10 protein-coding genes and 2 pseudogenes are annotated in these 15,375 nt (G+C 36.2%); 4 read left to right on the top strand and 8 right to left on the bottom strand.

Annotated features, from left to right (window positions below; genetic code table 11):
* Window positions 1-111 precede the first annotated feature (111 nt).
* Window positions 112-921, bottom strand: a complete 810-nt coding sequence (gene ppsR / locus BG00_RS17030; protein WP_036984053.1) for a posphoenolpyruvate synthetase regulatory kinase/phosphorylase PpsR — start codon at window positions 919-921, stop codon at window positions 112-114.
* A gap of 154 nt (window positions 922-1,075) precedes the next feature.
* Between ppsR and ppsA the strand changes: the two genes are divergently transcribed.
* Complete coding sequence (ppsA, locus tag BG00_RS17025) at window positions 1,076-3,451, top strand: phosphoenolpyruvate synthase (RefSeq protein ID WP_036984052.1); 2,376 nt, start codon at window positions 1,076-1,078, stop codon at window positions 3,449-3,451.
* A gap of 49 nt (window positions 3,452-3,500) precedes the next feature.
* On the opposite strand, the pseudogene BG00_RS18370 reads toward ppsA, so the two are convergent.
* Window positions 3,501-3,720: pseudogene (locus BG00_RS18370) on the bottom strand (hypothetical protein).
* Window positions 3,721-3,864: 144 nt separating this feature from the next.
* On the opposite strand from BG00_RS18370, the gene ydiJ reads away from it, so the two are divergent.
* Entirely contained in the window at window positions 3,865-6,912 is a 3,048-nt protein-coding gene (ydiJ, locus tag BG00_RS17015; protein WP_036984050.1) for a D-2-hydroxyglutarate dehydrogenase YdiJ, read from the top strand.
* 74 nt (window positions 6,913-6,986) lie between these two features.
* Here ydiJ and BG00_RS17010 read toward each other — a convergent pair whose 3' ends face one another.
* Window positions 6,987-8,183, bottom strand: a complete 1,197-nt coding sequence (locus tag BG00_RS17010; RefSeq protein ID WP_036984049.1) for a cation:proton antiporter — start codon at window positions 8,181-8,183, stop codon at window positions 6,987-6,989.
* Window positions 8,183-9,394 carry a tyrosine-type recombinase/integrase gene (locus BG00_RS17005; RefSeq protein WP_036984048.1) on the bottom strand — a complete coding sequence of 404 codons (1,212 nt, stop codon included), beginning with the start codon at window positions 9,392-9,394 and terminating at the stop codon, window positions 8,183-8,185. Before BG00_RS17005 ends, BG00_RS17010 begins: the two co-directional genes overlap by 1 nt.
* Window positions 9,395-9,531: 137 nt before the next feature.
* Between BG00_RS17005 and BG00_RS17000 the strand changes: the two genes are divergently transcribed.
* Window positions 9,532-10,095 (top strand): lipid-binding SYLF domain-containing protein, encoded by a 564-nt coding sequence (locus BG00_RS17000; RefSeq protein ID WP_036984047.1) that lies wholly within the window; start codon window positions 9,532-9,534, stop codon window positions 10,093-10,095.
* Window positions 10,096-10,395: 300 nt separating this feature from the next.
* On the top strand, window positions 10,396-11,097 hold the full coding sequence (locus BG00_RS16995) for a hypothetical protein (protein WP_036954723.1): 702 nt from the start codon (window positions 10,396-10,398) through the stop codon (window positions 11,095-11,097).
* Window positions 11,098-11,157: 60 nt separating this feature from the next.
* Here BG00_RS16995 and BG00_RS16990 read toward each other — a convergent pair whose 3' ends face one another.
* The 4 genes and pseudogenes from BG00_RS16990 to BG00_RS16980 all read right to left on the bottom strand — a co-directional run bounded on the left by BG00_RS16990 (window position 11,158) and on the right by BG00_RS16980 (window position 15,375).
* Entirely contained in the window at window positions 11,158-12,207 is a 1,050-nt protein-coding gene (locus BG00_RS16990) for a patatin-like phospholipase family protein (protein WP_036984046.1), read from the bottom strand.
* Between the two features lie 32 nt (window positions 12,208-12,239).
* Window positions 12,240-13,622: a gluzincin family metallopeptidase gene (locus BG00_RS16985; RefSeq protein ID WP_036984045.1), complete on the bottom strand. Its 1,383-nt coding sequence runs from the start codon at window positions 13,620-13,622 to the stop codon at window positions 12,240-12,242.
* Between the two features lie 135 nt (window positions 13,623-13,757).
* Window positions 13,758-13,874 (bottom strand): annotated as a pseudogene (locus BG00_RS17745) (patatin-like phospholipase family protein); the annotation flags it as partial.
* Between the two features lie 94 nt (window positions 13,875-13,968).
* The gene (locus BG00_RS16980; protein WP_036984044.1) at window positions 13,969-15,375 is read right to left on the bottom strand and encodes an alanine/glycine:cation symporter family protein; all 1,407 of its coding nucleotides are present in this window, start codon (window positions 15,373-15,375) and stop codon (window positions 13,969-13,971) included.

Raw genomic sequence — 15,375 nt, 5'->3', positions numbered from 1 at the left:
ATGAAGCCTCTGAAAGATCGTTCAATTAACTTAAACGGTCCGCATTACTATTATTTAGCGGCTTTTTTGTGTGTTGAGTGTAATTACATGCTTAAATCATATGTTAGTTTGTTAGTACTTACGACGCTCAAGACCCGTATCAGAAATAATTTTAGCTGAGATCTCTTCAACCGAATGGTGGGTAGAATTTAAATATGCGATTTTATGCTTTTTATAAAGCATTTCTACTTCGCGTACTTCAATACGACACTGCCTAATTGATGCATATTTTGAATTTGCCATACGCCTATCTCTGATTGCAGCCAACCTCTCAGGGTCTATAGTTAAACCAAACAATTTATGTTTATAAGGCACTAGGCACTTGGGTAACCCTTCGCTTTCTAAATCGTCTTCTGTAATTGGATAGTTAGCTGCTTTAATACCGTATTGTAGGGCTAAATAGAGGCTTGTAGGTGTTTTACCACTTCGACTAACGCCAACCAAAATAATATCAGCCTCAGCAAAATTTTTAATATTGCCGCCGTCATCATTCATTAAAGCATAGTTAACTGCATCAATTCTAAAGTCATAACTTTTTTCGTGTATTGAATGGGTTCTATGTACTTTTGGTACTGGGGCTACTTTTAATTCGCTTTCAATTTTTTCACTATACGTTGTTAAAAAGTCATACGAGACAGCATCTGCAGAGCGAATAATTTCAGATAGTTTATGGTTCACAAAAGTAAAAAACACTAGAGGCTTCTCGCCTTGCTTTGACGATGTGGCGTTAATAAGCGCTTTGATTTCATGCGCTTTTTCTTCGGTTTCTACAAAAGGAATTGTTTTATGATTAAATTCGACAGGAAATAAAGATAAGGTCGCATGACCAAACACTTCAGATGTGATTGCCGTGCCATCTGAAATATAAAACGCAGTTCTCATAAAGCCTCTTTTTTATTACATTTAATTTTAAAATAAGTGTATCACGGTTTACGTGAGGACGTTTGCCAGTGTAGAATGGGGGCGACCTTTATGAAAGGTTTTCTTTCTTAACTCTCACAGTTAGTACTACAATTTGTTTTTTGGAGAAAGATCCGTGCAAGAATACGTTCTCTGGTATCAAGAGCTTGGTATGCAAGATGTTCCTCGAGTTGGTGGTAAAAATGCCTCACTTGGTGAAATGATTTCAAACTTAGCTAACGCAGGCGTGCAAGTCCCAGGTGGTTTTGCTACTACCTCAGACGCTTTTAACGAGTTTTTAGAACAATCAGGACTCAACGCAAAAATTCATGACATCTTAGATACACTCGATGTTGATGATGTAAACACGCTCGCCAAAGTCGGCGCCGATATCCGCCAGTGGATTATCGATACCCCATTCCAACCTAGTCTCGATAAAGCAATCCGCGATGCATACAGCCAGCTACATGGCGACACAACTGCAGATGTTTCATTCGCTGTTCGTTCATCAGCAACCGCTGAAGATATGCCAGATGCCTCTTTTGCAGGCCAACAAGAAACGTTTTTAAACGTTGTTGGTATTGATTCTGTAATGACAGCCATCAAACACGTATTTGCTTCATTATTTAACGACCGTGCAATTTCTTATCGTGTTCACCAAGGCTACGATCACCGTGGTGTTGCCTTATCAGCAGGTATTCAACGCATGGTTCGCTCAGATAAATCAGCATCAGGCGTTATGTTTAGTATTGATACTGAATCTGGTTTTGAAGATGTTGTATTTATTACATCAAGCTATGGTTTGGGTGAAATGGTTGTACAGGGTGCGGTAAACCCTGATGAATTTTATGTTCACAAACCTACGCTGCTTAAAAACAAGCCATCAGTAGTTCGTCGTAATATTGGCTCTAAAGCCATTCAAATGATTTACTCTCAAGACAAAGCTCACGGCAAACAAGTAGAAATTGTTGATGTAGATCCAGCACTTTCAAACAAATTCTCGATTACAGATGAAGAAGTGCAAAACCTTGCCAAACAAGCTGTAATCATTGAAAAACATTACGGCCGTCCAATGGACATTGAATGGGCAAAAGATGGTAACGATGGCAAACTATATATAGTTCAGGCGCGTCCAGAAACAGTTCGTTCAAACGAAGACACTAACGTAATGGAACGCTTCCAACTTAATGGCAGCAGCAATGTTGTTGTTGAAGGCCGTGCAATTGGTCACAAAATAGGTACCGGTGTTGTGCGCGTACTTGATTCAATCAAAGAGATGGACCAAGTACAAGTAGGTGACATTTTAGTTACCGATATGACCGACCCAGATTGGGAACCTATCATGAAACGTGCAGCAGCGATTGTTACAAATCGTGGTGGCCGTACTTGCCATGCTGCAATCATTGCCCGTGAGTTAGGTATTCCAGCCGTTGTTGGTTGTGGTAATGCCACAGATTTAATTAAAGCAGGGCAAGAAGTTACGGTATCATGTGCCGAAGGCGATACAGGTTTCATCTACGAAGGTATTTTAGACTTTGAAGTTTTAACTTCACGTGTAGACGAAATGCCTGAACTTCCAATGAAAGTAATGATGAACGTAGGTAACCCAGATCGCGCATTCGATTTTGCACGTTTACCACATTCAGGTGTTGGCCTTGCCCGCGTTGAGTTTATCATCAACCGTATGATTGGTGTTCACCCTAAAGCATTATTAAATTTTGATGCACAAACTGATGCATTAAAAGCAGAAATCACTGACATGATTGCCGGTTACGAATCACCAGTTGAATTCTATATTGGCAAACTTGTTGAAGGTATTTCTACCCTAGGTTGTGCGTTTGCTCCAGAGCGTGTAATTGTTCGTATGTCTGATTTTAAATCAAACGAATACGCTAACTTGGTGGGCGGCCAGCAATACGAGCCAGAAGAAGAAAACCCAATGATTGGTTTCCGTGGCGCTGCGCGTTATATCTCTGAAGATTTCCGTGATTGTTTTGCCCTTGAGTGTGAAGCAATAAAACGTGTTAGAAATACCATGGATATGACTAACATTGAAATCATGATCCCATTCGTACGTACCCTTGAAGAAGGTAAACGTGTGATTGAATTACTTGAAGAGCAGGGCCTTAAACGTGGTGAAAATGGTCTTAAAGTAATTATGATGTGTGAGCTTCCGTCAAATGCATTAATGGCTGAAGAATTTTTAGAATACTTCGATGGTTTCTCTATTGGCTCTAATGATTTAACTCAGTTAACGCTTGGTCTTGACCGTGATTCAGGTTTAATTGCGCACTTATTTGATGAGCGGGACCCTGCAATCAAAAAGCTTCTTTCGATGGCTATTAAAACAGCAAAAGAAAAAGGTAAGTACGTAGGTATTTGTGGTCAAGGTCCTTCAGATCATGAAGATTTTGCTGCATGGTTAGTAGAGCAGGGCATTGATTCTGTCTCGCTTAACCCAGATACAGTACTAGAAACATGGTTATATTTAGCAGACAAACTTGCTAAATAAATTACCTTGTTAAAAAATGCCAGCATCTGCTGGCATTTTTTATGGCTTATTAAAATGTGTGTTTTACTAATTTTTTATCTAATATAAGCACATGATCGAGTAAGTGCTTTTTGACACCACGCTAAATAACCCCTCGCTTTTGGGTAATACATATAAAAGCACAGTAAACCTGCAATAAAAAATATTAACGAAGGCCCTGGTACTACGGCAAATAGTAGTCCTAATAAAATAAACAGTGTCACGCTGATCTGTATAAGTGGTTTTTTCATATAAACCTCATAGTAGGCGTTTAACTTGATTATAATTACAGCTGCTCAAATTTCGATAAAAAGAGTGTTAAAAACTGTAAAATCTTCAATTTCTATTAGCCATCACCATGATATAATTACACAAATGCATTAAATAGCGCCGCCATGATAGCAACGATCACACAACAAGATGCCGCGACCGAGCTGGTTGCAAATTACTTAAATACCATAAAAAATCAAGGGTTTACTGGAGATACAGACGCCAGTTATGCAACCAGACTGACTGCATCAACCGATAACAGTATTTACCAGCAGCTTCCGCAAGGTGTTATTTTTCCAAAAAGCGAAAAAGACATACAAATTGCCTTACAAACGGCATCTCATGACCCGTTTTTGTCGTTAACTTTTGGTCCTCGCGGTGGCGGCACAGGCACAAACGGACAGTCTTTAACCCCAGGTATTGTGGTTGATTTATCACGTTACATGCGTGAAATCCTCGAAATAAATGTAGAAGAGGGTTGGGTACGAGTTCAAACGGGCGTGATAAAAGATCAACTTAACGACTTTTTAAAACCGTATGGATTTTTCTTTTCACCCGATTTATCTACTAGTAACCGCGCCACTATTGGCGGAATGATCAGTACAGATGCATCTGGCCAAGGGTCATTAGTTTATGGCAAAACCAGCGACCATGTTTTAGGGTTAACCACGTATTTAGTCGACGGCACAGCAATGTCTACCAGCCCAATAGATATAGAAAAAGCAAAAATAATTGCCGATCAAGACACATTAATTGGGCAAATATACAAAACAGTTTTAGATATTTCAATTAATGAACGCGACGCTATATTAGCCAAATTCCCACGATTAAATCGCTTCTTAACTGGGTATGATTTAGAACATGTGCTAAGTGAAGACTTACAAACTTTTGACATGAGTCGACTAATTACAGGCTCTGAAGGCTCATTAGGTATAGTCACTGAAGCAAAATTAAACCTAACACCCATTGCTGAATTTAAAACACTCATCAATATAAAATATGACAGTTTTGATTCTGCACTTCGCCATTCACCATTTCTGGTTGATGCCCGAGCTACCTCAGTTGAAACCGTTGACAGCAAAGTTTTGAATCTTGCGCGCGAAGACATTATTTGGCATTCAGTATCGAACTTAATAACCGATGTACCAAATAAAGATATGCAAGGACTCAACATGGTTGAGTTTAATGCAGTATCACCACAAGACATAAAAGACAAAGTAGACACTTTATGTAAATTATTAGATGAGTGCGTTGAAAACCAAACTAATGGGGTTATTGGCTATCAGTTAACCAGCGATAAAAGCGATATACTAAAAATTTATGCAATGCGTAAAAAATCAGTGGGTTTACTCGGTAATGTAAAAGGAAGCCAAAAACCCCTCGCGTTTGCCGAGGATACTGCCGTACCGCCTGAAAATTTAGCCGATTACATTGTTGAATTTAGAGCGCTACTTGATAGCCATAATTTACAATATGGTATGTTTGGCCATGTTGATGCCGGTGTATTACATGTTAGACCCGCGCTTGATATGTGCGATCCAGAACAAGAAAAATTACTACGCACAATCTCAGATGAGGTAGTAAAACTCACCGCTAAATACGGTGGATTAATGTGGGGCGAGCATGGTAAAGGCTACCGAAGTGAATACGGCCCTGAATTTTTTGGTGAGCATTTATTTACTCAATTACGCAAAATAAAATCTGTGTTTGACCCAAACAACAAAATAAACCCCGGTAAAATATGTACACCTATTGAAAGTAAAGACTCACTTGTGAGTGTAGATGGGCAGAAACGTTCTTACTTCGATAAGCAAATTTCAATCGATGTTAAAACCAGTTTTAATAATGCAATGACCTGTAATGGTAACGGCTTGTGTTTTAATTATGATGAAAACTCGCCAATGTGCCCATCTTATAAAGTGACCGGCGATCGCCGTAATTCACCTAAAGGTCGCGCGGGTTTAATGCGTGAATGGTTACGACTTCAAGAGTCAAAAGATGTTAATTTGCTTGAAGTAGAAAAAGAACTTAACAAAGGCGAAGTTATCACCTGGTGGGAGCGTTTTGTTCATAGCCGTAACAAAAACAAAGGCGTTTACGATTTTTCTCACGAAGTAAAAGCATCAATGGACGAATGTTTAGCATGTAAAGCGTGTACTACCGCTTGCCCAATAAAGGTAGATGTACCAACATTTCGATCTCGTTTTTTAAATTATTACCATAGTTATTATGCGCGCCCACTCAAAGATTATTTAGTGGGTAATATCGAAAATAGCGCACCGTTAATGGCAAAGTTTGCTCGGATTATTAACCCAATTGTAAAAACATCATTGGTTAGTAGCATCATTAAAAAAACGGTCGGTTATGTTGATACCCCGCAGCTAAGTATTCCGGCACTCGGTAAACGTGTAAACAAAGCGCAAAAATTCGATTTAGATATACTTAAAAAGTTAAGCGCCAATGAGCAAAATGAGTATGTACTCATTGTTCAAGACCCATTCACCAGCTTTTACGAAGCTGAATTGGTTGAGAGCTTTATTACACTGATCACACAGCTTGGAAAAAAACCCATGTTGTTACCATTTAAACCCAATGGTAAGCCCCAACATGTAAAAGGTTTTTTACATGAGTTTAAAGTGACAGCTAAAAATGCTGCAGAATTTCTAAATCAACTTAACGAAATCAATGCGCCATTAGTAGGTTTAGATGCTTCTTTAGTGATGTGTTATCGCGATGAATATAATACAATTTTAGAAAATAACCGTGGTGATTTTCATGTGCTACTTGCCCATGAATGGCTAGAAACACAATCGTTTAAACAGTTAACGGCTAAACAAAATTTAAATACTGAATTTACATTATTGAGCCACTGCACTGAAACAACCGCTTTACCAAAAGCGGCAAGTGTTTGGAAAACTATTTTTGATGAACTTGGTTTAACATTAAACACTACAAATACGGGTTGTTGTGGAATGGCAGGTACGTATGGCCACGAAGCACAAAACCAAGATAACTCTCGATCGCTTTACGAAATGAGTTGGAAACCTATTGTTGATAAAAATAAACCTGAGCAACTTTTATCAACTGGCTTTTCATGTCGTAGCCAAGTTAAACGTTTTGAAAAGTTTAAACCCAAGCATCCAATAGAGTTACTGGCAAATGTACTTAGTTAATAATTTAACTAAGTAAACTGAAAAATAAAAAGGCGCAACTTATTATTAAGTTACGCCTTTTTGTTTATATTTATTTAGTTTTTTTTAGAAAAACTGTCTGCAATGGGTTTTGTACTAATACCATGAATAAATACACTAAATAAAATTGTGGTCATAGCAATGGTCGCAATTTGAAATTTATTTTCTATTTTTGTGTCTATTACCATTAAGGTAAAAACAATTGAGGCCAATCCTCTTGGCCCAAACCAAGCAAATGTAAAACGCTCTTTAATTGTTAGTGCTGTAAATTGCAATGACAGCATAACCGGTATTATTCTAATTAAAGTCGTACTTAATAATGCATACGTTATTATCGCTAAATTTAATTTAGGTAAAACTAAATAAGCACATACAAATCCAAACAAACACCAGATCATTAAAGAGGAAAAGTCAGCTATATGCTCTGAGTCTTCAATCAGCTCTTTGTTTATTTTAGTACTCGCGTATTTATCAAATAATAAACCCGCAACAAACACCGCAATAAATCCACTGCCATGAAAATATTGCGTAATCGAAAACACCGACATAGCAAAACCTAATAATAAAAAAGGACTCGTGTTTTGCGCAAAGTAATGTCGCTTCATTGCAAAATTTAAACACGGAATAAAAACAGCAATACTTGTAAAGGCAATTAATAAGGCTAAACCAAGTTCTCTGCCAAACACACTTAACGCTTGCGTTGCTGTAATTGCAGATTCAGGATTTTTTGCCAGTAATATAAATATTAAAAAAATAGGAACACATAAACCATCATTTAAACCACTTTCGGTATTTATTCCTTCACGAATTTTTTCAGGTACTTTTGTATTGCTTAATAATCCCTTACTTAAAGCCGCATCAGTTGGGGTTAATATAATTGCGATAAGTGCTGCTTGAATTAATGAAAGCTCAGCAAATAAAAATAACGCGGTAGCAACCCCGAGTAATAGAGTTAATGGTAAGGCAACAAATAAAAGTAAACTTGGATATTGAAAACTATGCCTTAATACTCCTAATTTTGACTTTGCTGCATCGGTAAATAAAAAGATACTGAGCGTTAATTCTATAAAGGGTAGTAAATACCGTAAGCCATTTTTAAAATTTTCACTTTCGTTCGGAGCTATCAATGCTAGCAGTATCCCCCCTATAACAAAAAACATCGGCCCGGTAATTTCTGCTTTTTCTAATTGGCGTAGTGTTATAGAATAAATTAAAAATAATGCACCAATAAAAGCAATAACTAAGTATTCCATTAAATTTTCCTTTTAATTCCAGATTTAGCCCGCTCTTTTATATTTGTTTGAATATAAATTTGATCGGTTGTAGCAATTTTTGCATGGCCTAAATCTTCAGATAAATGTTTTAAAGGTCGAGTTTGTGCGTCATGCGTTGCCCCCGTATGGCGTAACCAATGCGCAGTGGCCGCTTCTAATTGTTCCGCGTCATCTTTAAATCCATCATCAAGTAAAGATTGTTGCGCAATATCGAAACTTTGTTGTACCAATCTGCGAATTTGTCTTACTGTCATACCACCTTGGCCACGAATTTTATGCACTAACGGGTCGGATTCGTCAACCCGGGGCAGGGCAGGTAAACCACGGTATAACCGATAACGTTTTAAATACTCAAGAAAATCATCACTTAAAGTTACATCTCGTAATTTATTACCCTTACCCATTATCCGTAAAAACCAAAAGCCATCATTATCTTGCCAAAAATGAGACATAACAGGTGACCATTGTGGTCGCTCTGATAATTCTGAAATACGAAGGTAGAGTCCTTTTAAACAGGCGAGGGTAAATAAGTTTCTTTCATACTCTGGTTTTTTTTCGCATATATCTCGGGTAACGCCAAATACATATTCCCATTGAATATCACTTAATGTATCGGGGATTTGTATTTGCGATTGCACAACCAAGTAGGGACTATTTTTTTTAACAACAGGTACAAAGTTAGCAAAGGTTTTTTCTTCTAAAATAGCGAATTTATAAAATACATTGAGGGCAGTAAACATGGCCGATAATGTTTGCTGACTCGCAATAGATTCTTTTAACATGAAAGGGCGCCAATTTTGATTTAACCGACGAATTCCTTGCTCATCTTTATAACGCCATTGAACAGATGTAGATGCCCATTTTTTATCCGGTTCAACCATAAAATCAATATAGGCTTCAATATCTTCACGCTTAAGTTCAAATACAGATTTTTCAGCTATAAGCCATGACCATAAATAAAACCGTTCCAACTCATTACGAAAACGGCTATAGGTTGCCTCAGATTTTCGGCCATAAACATATAAAAACTGGTATAAAAAATTAAGATCAGCCTTTGATTCAGTTACAGTCAAGCTGACTTGCTGTATAAAAGAGGCTAGTTCTGGATATTCTGATGAGAGTGTATTATCTTCAAGATGAGCTATTTGATAACGTAGTTGTTTAAATGTATCGACCAGAGCAACAAGCATAATAGTAAAATATATAAGAAAATAATAGACTTATAGGTTAACCTTAAAGTCCGATACTGTCTAGTATTGGACATAGTAAAAGTGTATTTATATAAACATTGTTGTGTTTTGGTATGAATCTTATCAAGGAAAGTTTTATGAAAAAATTTATAGTGTTAGGCCTACTTACAATAAGTGTATTACTAACAGGTTGTGCTACTACAGGCAGTGCTTCCCCTGGAGAAAAACGTGCTTTAGTACAAAGTATGAAATCGAATACACTAACTGCTCTATACGAAAAAAAACCAGATGTTAAAACCCAAATCGCCAACTCTGCCGGATATGCTGTTTTTGATAATGCCAATGTAAATGTTATTTTAGCCAGTTTTGGTGGTGGGTACGGTGTAGTAAAAAACAACCTAACCGGAAAATCTACCTATATGAATATGGGTGAAGCTGGTTTAGGCTTAGGTTTAGGTGTTAAAGATTTCAATATTGTGATGGTTTTTCACGATCAAGCAGCGTTAAATAGATTTATTAAACATGGTTGGGCGTTTGGTGGTAATGCCGATGCTGCTGCAAAATACCAAGATAAAGGTGGCGCCTTAGTTGCCGAAGCAATTGCTGACCAAGTAACTGTTTACTCTTTAACCGAAAGCGGCCTTGCACTGCAAGCCGTTTTAAAAGGTACTAAATTTTGGGTAGATTCTGAACTAAATTAACACTTAATGACTCTCCTAAAAGCGGGCTGTTTTGTATAATCACGCTCGCTTTCTTATAAACTAAGCTATTTAACATAACGTAATTTATGGGTTATCAATGTAACCTTACCTATTTAGCCGTGATTACCAATAATATTTCATCACTTATTATATTTGATATAATGTGATTGTTTACTTTCGCTAATTCAGTGAACAATTATTCTAAGAACCTTCTAAAGAATATATAGTTTTAAAAATCAGACATTATCAATTGATTATCTTATATATTTTTTTACTGCTTAATAAAGGGAATTAAATTTAATGTTAAAAACAATAAAAAAATATGTCATGTTAGAGAGCAAAACATTTACTTTATTAGTATTAATTTCAATGATGATTATATTAGTAACAACAATGTTTTCGAATAGAATACCTATGTTTTTTTCTTGGGGTAATGAAGCTGAACAACTTTTACTATCAGTTAGTTTATCATTTTTCAGTAGTTATATTTTTTATATTTCCCTTGTTCATAGAAAAGAAATTAAGGATAAAGAAAACATTAATTTCGTTTTAGACAGAAAAATAAGTTTAGCTCTTTCATCCTATAAAAATGAATTAATTCTTTTCAAACAAGCTGCAAATATATCTAAAGAAATTGATCAACTTGATTTAAACGACTTCATGTTATTTTCAAAATTAATTGGAAGTAATTCACACATGAATAGTACAACTTTTTATCTTGCAACACATGATAGCGTCAATGACACAGCTGAAGATATTTTAAAAAGAAATGCTCAAAAATTTGAGCGTTTTGTTACTGAACTCACCCCACTATATCCATTTTTAGATACAGGTCTATTGAAAATATTGCTTTTAATTCAAGATTCAACTTACATAAACAACTCTTTAATTAAAGGTTTACCACTATCAAAAACATTCAGTAATTTTCACGAACATTTTTATAATTTCCACTCTTTGATTCTCGAATTAAAATTTTATTATGAAAATAATTTTAATAAATAAATTGAGAAAAGTATGTCTATACACACTAGTTTAATAGGAGAATATCTCATCTGTCCTCTATTACCATTTATAAATTTTGATATGTGAATTTTTATCGTTTATTTTTTCATCTAAAGATTCAGCCAATGCCTCAGTCTCACTAAAAACAGTATTCCAATATTTAATGCGTGTGTCTGCATCAAGATCAGTAAAGTCGTTTCTGTCTGGGATTTTTCCGTAAGGTAAGTTGGCTACAAATTCTTTTGATGGGGTGATCATCACTACATTGTCGTAATTTTGTGGTGACACTTTTCGTTTTAAATTTTTATCGAACCACCCTGCCTTTGGATCTGAATTAAAATGTGGATATAAAATTAAGCCAGGGTTATTAATTTTTAAATCAAAGTGGTAATCAATAATGCCGCCATCGCGATATATTCCTGGTGGTGAACCGGCAATATTTTTTATACCTTGCATTACTAGTGGTATAGAGCCCGATGCCAATAAGGCATCTTTTAAATTAGTTTGGCTAAGGACTATGTTTTGCGTTTTAAAATTGTAACTGTCGGTAATACTTAAATTACTATTGGGCGCGCCAAAAATAAAACGCTCATATTGCGAGCCTAATAATTTTCGATTAATGCGGTTAAGCATATAACTTTTTGATAAACCTAAAAGCTGTATTAATTTATGCTCACTGGCAATAAACCCGTTAGATTTTGCGACAATAAAATGCGCTTTAAATACCGGATTATTTATAATTTCAGTGACACCGTTATCACCAAACACATCTTCAAGTAATGCGCGGGCTTTAGTGGTAATTTCAGTTGGGGTGGGTTTATTACTAGAATATCGGGTTTGTGAATACGATTTTGCTAAACGCTCAATGGCAGCAACAGGCTCGTTTTGTGCAAAACACGCAGAACGAAAAGCCCCTGCCGATGATCCAATTAAATTAAGCGGTTGAGTACGGTGTTTAAAAAATTCGCCAAATATATATTTATCTAAACCAAACAAGGTAAACCACTTTGGCCCACCACTGGCACCTAAAAATGAGCTGAATAATTCGGGTTTAAACCCCTGCTCGTTAATTACTTTTGCTGCAGTTTTACCTGCATAGATATTGAGCATAAAGTTACTTCTTAGTCATGTATGTTTTTAATTTATTGAAGTACTGCACGAGCATTCTTTATTGAATTATTATTTGATAAATAAGTATTTATTATAAAATCTAATTTATCTTCTTCTATAACACTTGCTAAGGTTGTTATCATAAATTGATAATCGGTTCGTTTTGTTTTAACTGTGAGTAATTTATTCAACCATTGCCACATATGATCTTCACCAATCTCTTTTTCGATAGCTAGCCAGATAATAGGTGCATAGGTATATACATAAAGATTTCTGTTACCATAATCCGAGTTGTTTTTAATTTCTTTTATGGCGGTCAATTTTTTATCTCGAAGTTGAATCAGTTTCTTATTTATATTGTTTATGTATGTTTCATTATTAATGAACTGCTTTGTTACTTTTAAAGATAGGTATTCAGAAAATGACTCTTGAAGCATATCGCCTAACTCAGAATTAAATGTTCGATACGTCAAAAAATAGTAATGCGCTAACTCGTGAGCAAGGTAAGGTTTAAACCATCTGGATTCGCTATCATTTAGTAATTTACTTAACCCTCCCTGATCATGGTTGATAGTGACTATTGAAGGATACGATACAAAAAGCCAAGAATCTTTCTTAGATACAGGAGCTGTGTGTATGAAAACAACATTTTCACCGTATGCTATAGATAGTTTCTCCTGATAATATTGCTCATATGATGAAGTTATTTCTCCTAATAGTGACATTTGAGTTTCTGATAAGCCTGAATTCAAATAATAGCTGCCGTTTTTTACAGCAATATCATAATCACCTGCAAATAGAGAAATAGATACTGGCTTTTCTTTTTTAAATATAGCGTGAGTAGCTGATACGGGCTTACTGCCATTAACATATATGGATTTACAGTCTAAACACGTAACTTCTATATTATAAGTTATTGCGTCATGTCGTTTATCTTTTTCAATATCATATAGAATTGGATACCAGGCTGTTTGAAAGCTATCGGTACGAATTGTTTCTCCGTTAAAAGCAATATTACCTTTCCAGTCTCCAGTTTCACTTGCGTTGCTCATGTTATTAATAACGGGAAATTTTCCAGTATATTTAAACTGCATTATTGAAGGTAAAATCTTACCTTTTCCTGTCTTGTCTGGAAGGTAATAACCAAAACTTTCCTCTGAATAATTAGTGTTATAAGTTTTTTTGAAAACATAGTTACTCGTGTTTTTATGATTTCTAAAGTACTGAATATTAAATCCTGAGTTGAGAAGTATTAGATAGTCTCTTAGTTTTGGCATATTTTTAAGTGTAAAGTTAGCATCAATAGTGCCATTTTTAACTGATATTTCAATTGTTCCTGAAAGATTTATAGGTAATTCAGATGAGTAGATTGACTTTGAAAAAAGCAAGGTAAGTGTGATTAGTATTATTTTCAAGTAATTTCCCTATTGATAAATGTTCTATTTTTATAAACATTATAGGGGGGGGTAAGATAGCTTGTCTACTTTATAGTTTTAATTATATTTTATACAAAAATAGAACTGAATTTAAAATATCGGTGTTTAGCTTTACAAGGTAAACCATTTAGGGCCACCACTTGCCCCTAAAAACGAGGTAAAAAGCTCAGGTTTAAACCCTTGTTCGTTTATTATTTTTGCTGCAGTTTTACCTGCATAAATGTCGATCATCTAAAAATACTACCTGTAGAGTCGCAGCTTAATGTTGTTTAAGCCAAACTTAAAAGTGAATACTTATGCAATATAAAACTTTTAAACTTTAATCTTAATCCCAAATTCCGTCTTCACATTTGCCCTGCACTTTTACGTTTTTTACCTTAAACTCTGGCTCTATGCCTTTGTCTCTTTGTGCGTGGTAGTCGTTAGTAACAGACAAAATAGTTGGCGTGAGCAATATAATAGCGATTACGTTAACCACTGTCATTAACCCTAATGCAATATCGGCTAAGTCCCAGACTTCTTTTAATGATGCCGATGCGCCCCAAAGCATCATTGATAAATAAAGTAATGTATAAATTATGCGCCCTACTTTGTTGTCGAGCTTAAATAAATGCAGGTTACTTTCGGCGTAAGCGTAGTTGGCCACCACCGAGGTAAAAGCAAATAAGGTAATGGCTGCCGCAACAAAATATACGCCGCCTTGTGCTAAGTGTGCGGTCATGGCGCTTTGCGTTAAACGTATGCCTTCCATTTCGCCGCTAATATCTATATCTGCTAATAAAATAACAACGGCTGTACAGCTACAAAGTACAATGGTGTCAAAAAACACGCCAAGCATTTGTATATAGCCTTGTGTTACTGGGTGATTAGGAATCGGGCTTGCGCTTGCTGCAGCATGGGGCACACTCCCCGCGCCGGCTTCGTTAGAGTATAAACCACGTTGAATGCCATTTTTAATGGCTGCGCCCATTGCACCTGCGCCGGCTTCTTGCAGGCCAAACGCTGATAAAAACACATCTTTGAGCATGGCAGGTACTTGCGGTAAATTTATAAGCGTTATAATTACGGCGGCGGCAACAAATAATATGCCCATTAATGGCACTACACGTTCAGCAAAGCGAGCTATTGCTTTAAAGCCGCCAAGTATAATTGAGCCTGCTAATACAGTAATAACTAAACCAGAGTAAAAGGTAGGTACTTCAAATGCATAGTTAAGTGCGTCTGTAATGGTGTTGGTTTGCATGGCGCTAAAGGTAAAACCATAACCTAAAAATAAACACGCGGCAAACACAATGGCAAAGGCACGGCTGCCTAAACCTTGCTGAATATAATATGCGGGGCCGCCTCTAAACTCGCCACTACTATCGCGTACTTTATACACCTGTCCTAATACACTTTCGGCAAAGCCGGTTGCCATGCCAAGTATGGCAATAACCCACATCCAAAATATGGCGCCGCTTCCGCCTAGTGATATGGCAACGGCTACCCCAGCTAAATTACCTGTACCTACTCGTGCACATAGCCCGGTACATAATGCCTGAAATGATGAAATGTCGTTTTTTTTACACTTGCTACTGCCTTTTAAAAGGCTAAACATGTGTTTAAATTTTATTAGTTGAATTGCTTTTAACCGTACCGAAAACCATATACCTGCAAACAGTAGTATGTAAATCAGTATTTGACCGTCTCCCCATAGTAGGCCATTTACACTTTTTACAACGGTATCGAACAT

This window comes from Pseudoalteromonas sp. SCSIO_11900 (assembly GCF_000576475.1).
Lineage (GTDB): Bacteria > Pseudomonadota > Gammaproteobacteria > Enterobacterales > Alteromonadaceae > Pseudoalteromonas > Pseudoalteromonas tetraodonis.
Note: the sequence above shows the minus strand (reverse complement) of the source record. Positions and strands in the feature narration are given on the sequence as shown.

What these genes read in the sequence shown, in the direction of transcription:
- ydiJ (WP_036984050.1), top strand. Translation starts at nt 3,865, where the DNA reads ATGATAGCAACGATCACACAACAAGATGCCGCGACCGAGCTGGTTGCA.
- BG00_RS16990 (WP_036984046.1), bottom strand. Translation starts at nt 12,207, where the DNA reads ATGCTCAATATCTATGCAGGTAAAACTGCAGCAAAAGTAATTAACGAG.
- BG00_RS17000 (WP_036984047.1), top strand. Translation starts at nt 9,532, where the DNA reads ATGAAAAAATTTATAGTGTTAGGCCTACTTACAATAAGTGTATTACTA.
- BG00_RS16980 (WP_036984044.1), bottom strand. Translation starts at nt 15,375, where the DNA reads ATGTTCGATACCGTTGTAAAAAGTGTAAATGGCCTACTATGGGGAGAC.
- ppsR (WP_036984053.1), bottom strand. Translation starts at nt 921, where the DNA reads ATGAGAACTGCGTTTTATATTTCAGATGGCACGGCAATCACATCTGAA.
- BG00_RS16995 (WP_036954723.1), top strand. Translation starts at nt 10,396, where the DNA reads ATGTTAAAAACAATAAAAAAATATGTCATGTTAGAGAGCAAAACATTT.
- BG00_RS17010 (WP_036984049.1), bottom strand. Translation starts at nt 8,183, where the DNA reads ATGGAATACTTAGTTATTGCTTTTATTGGTGCATTATTTTTAATTTAT.
- BG00_RS17005 (WP_036984048.1), bottom strand. Translation starts at nt 9,394, where the DNA reads ATGCTTGTTGCTCTGGTCGATACATTTAAACAACTACGTTATCAAATA.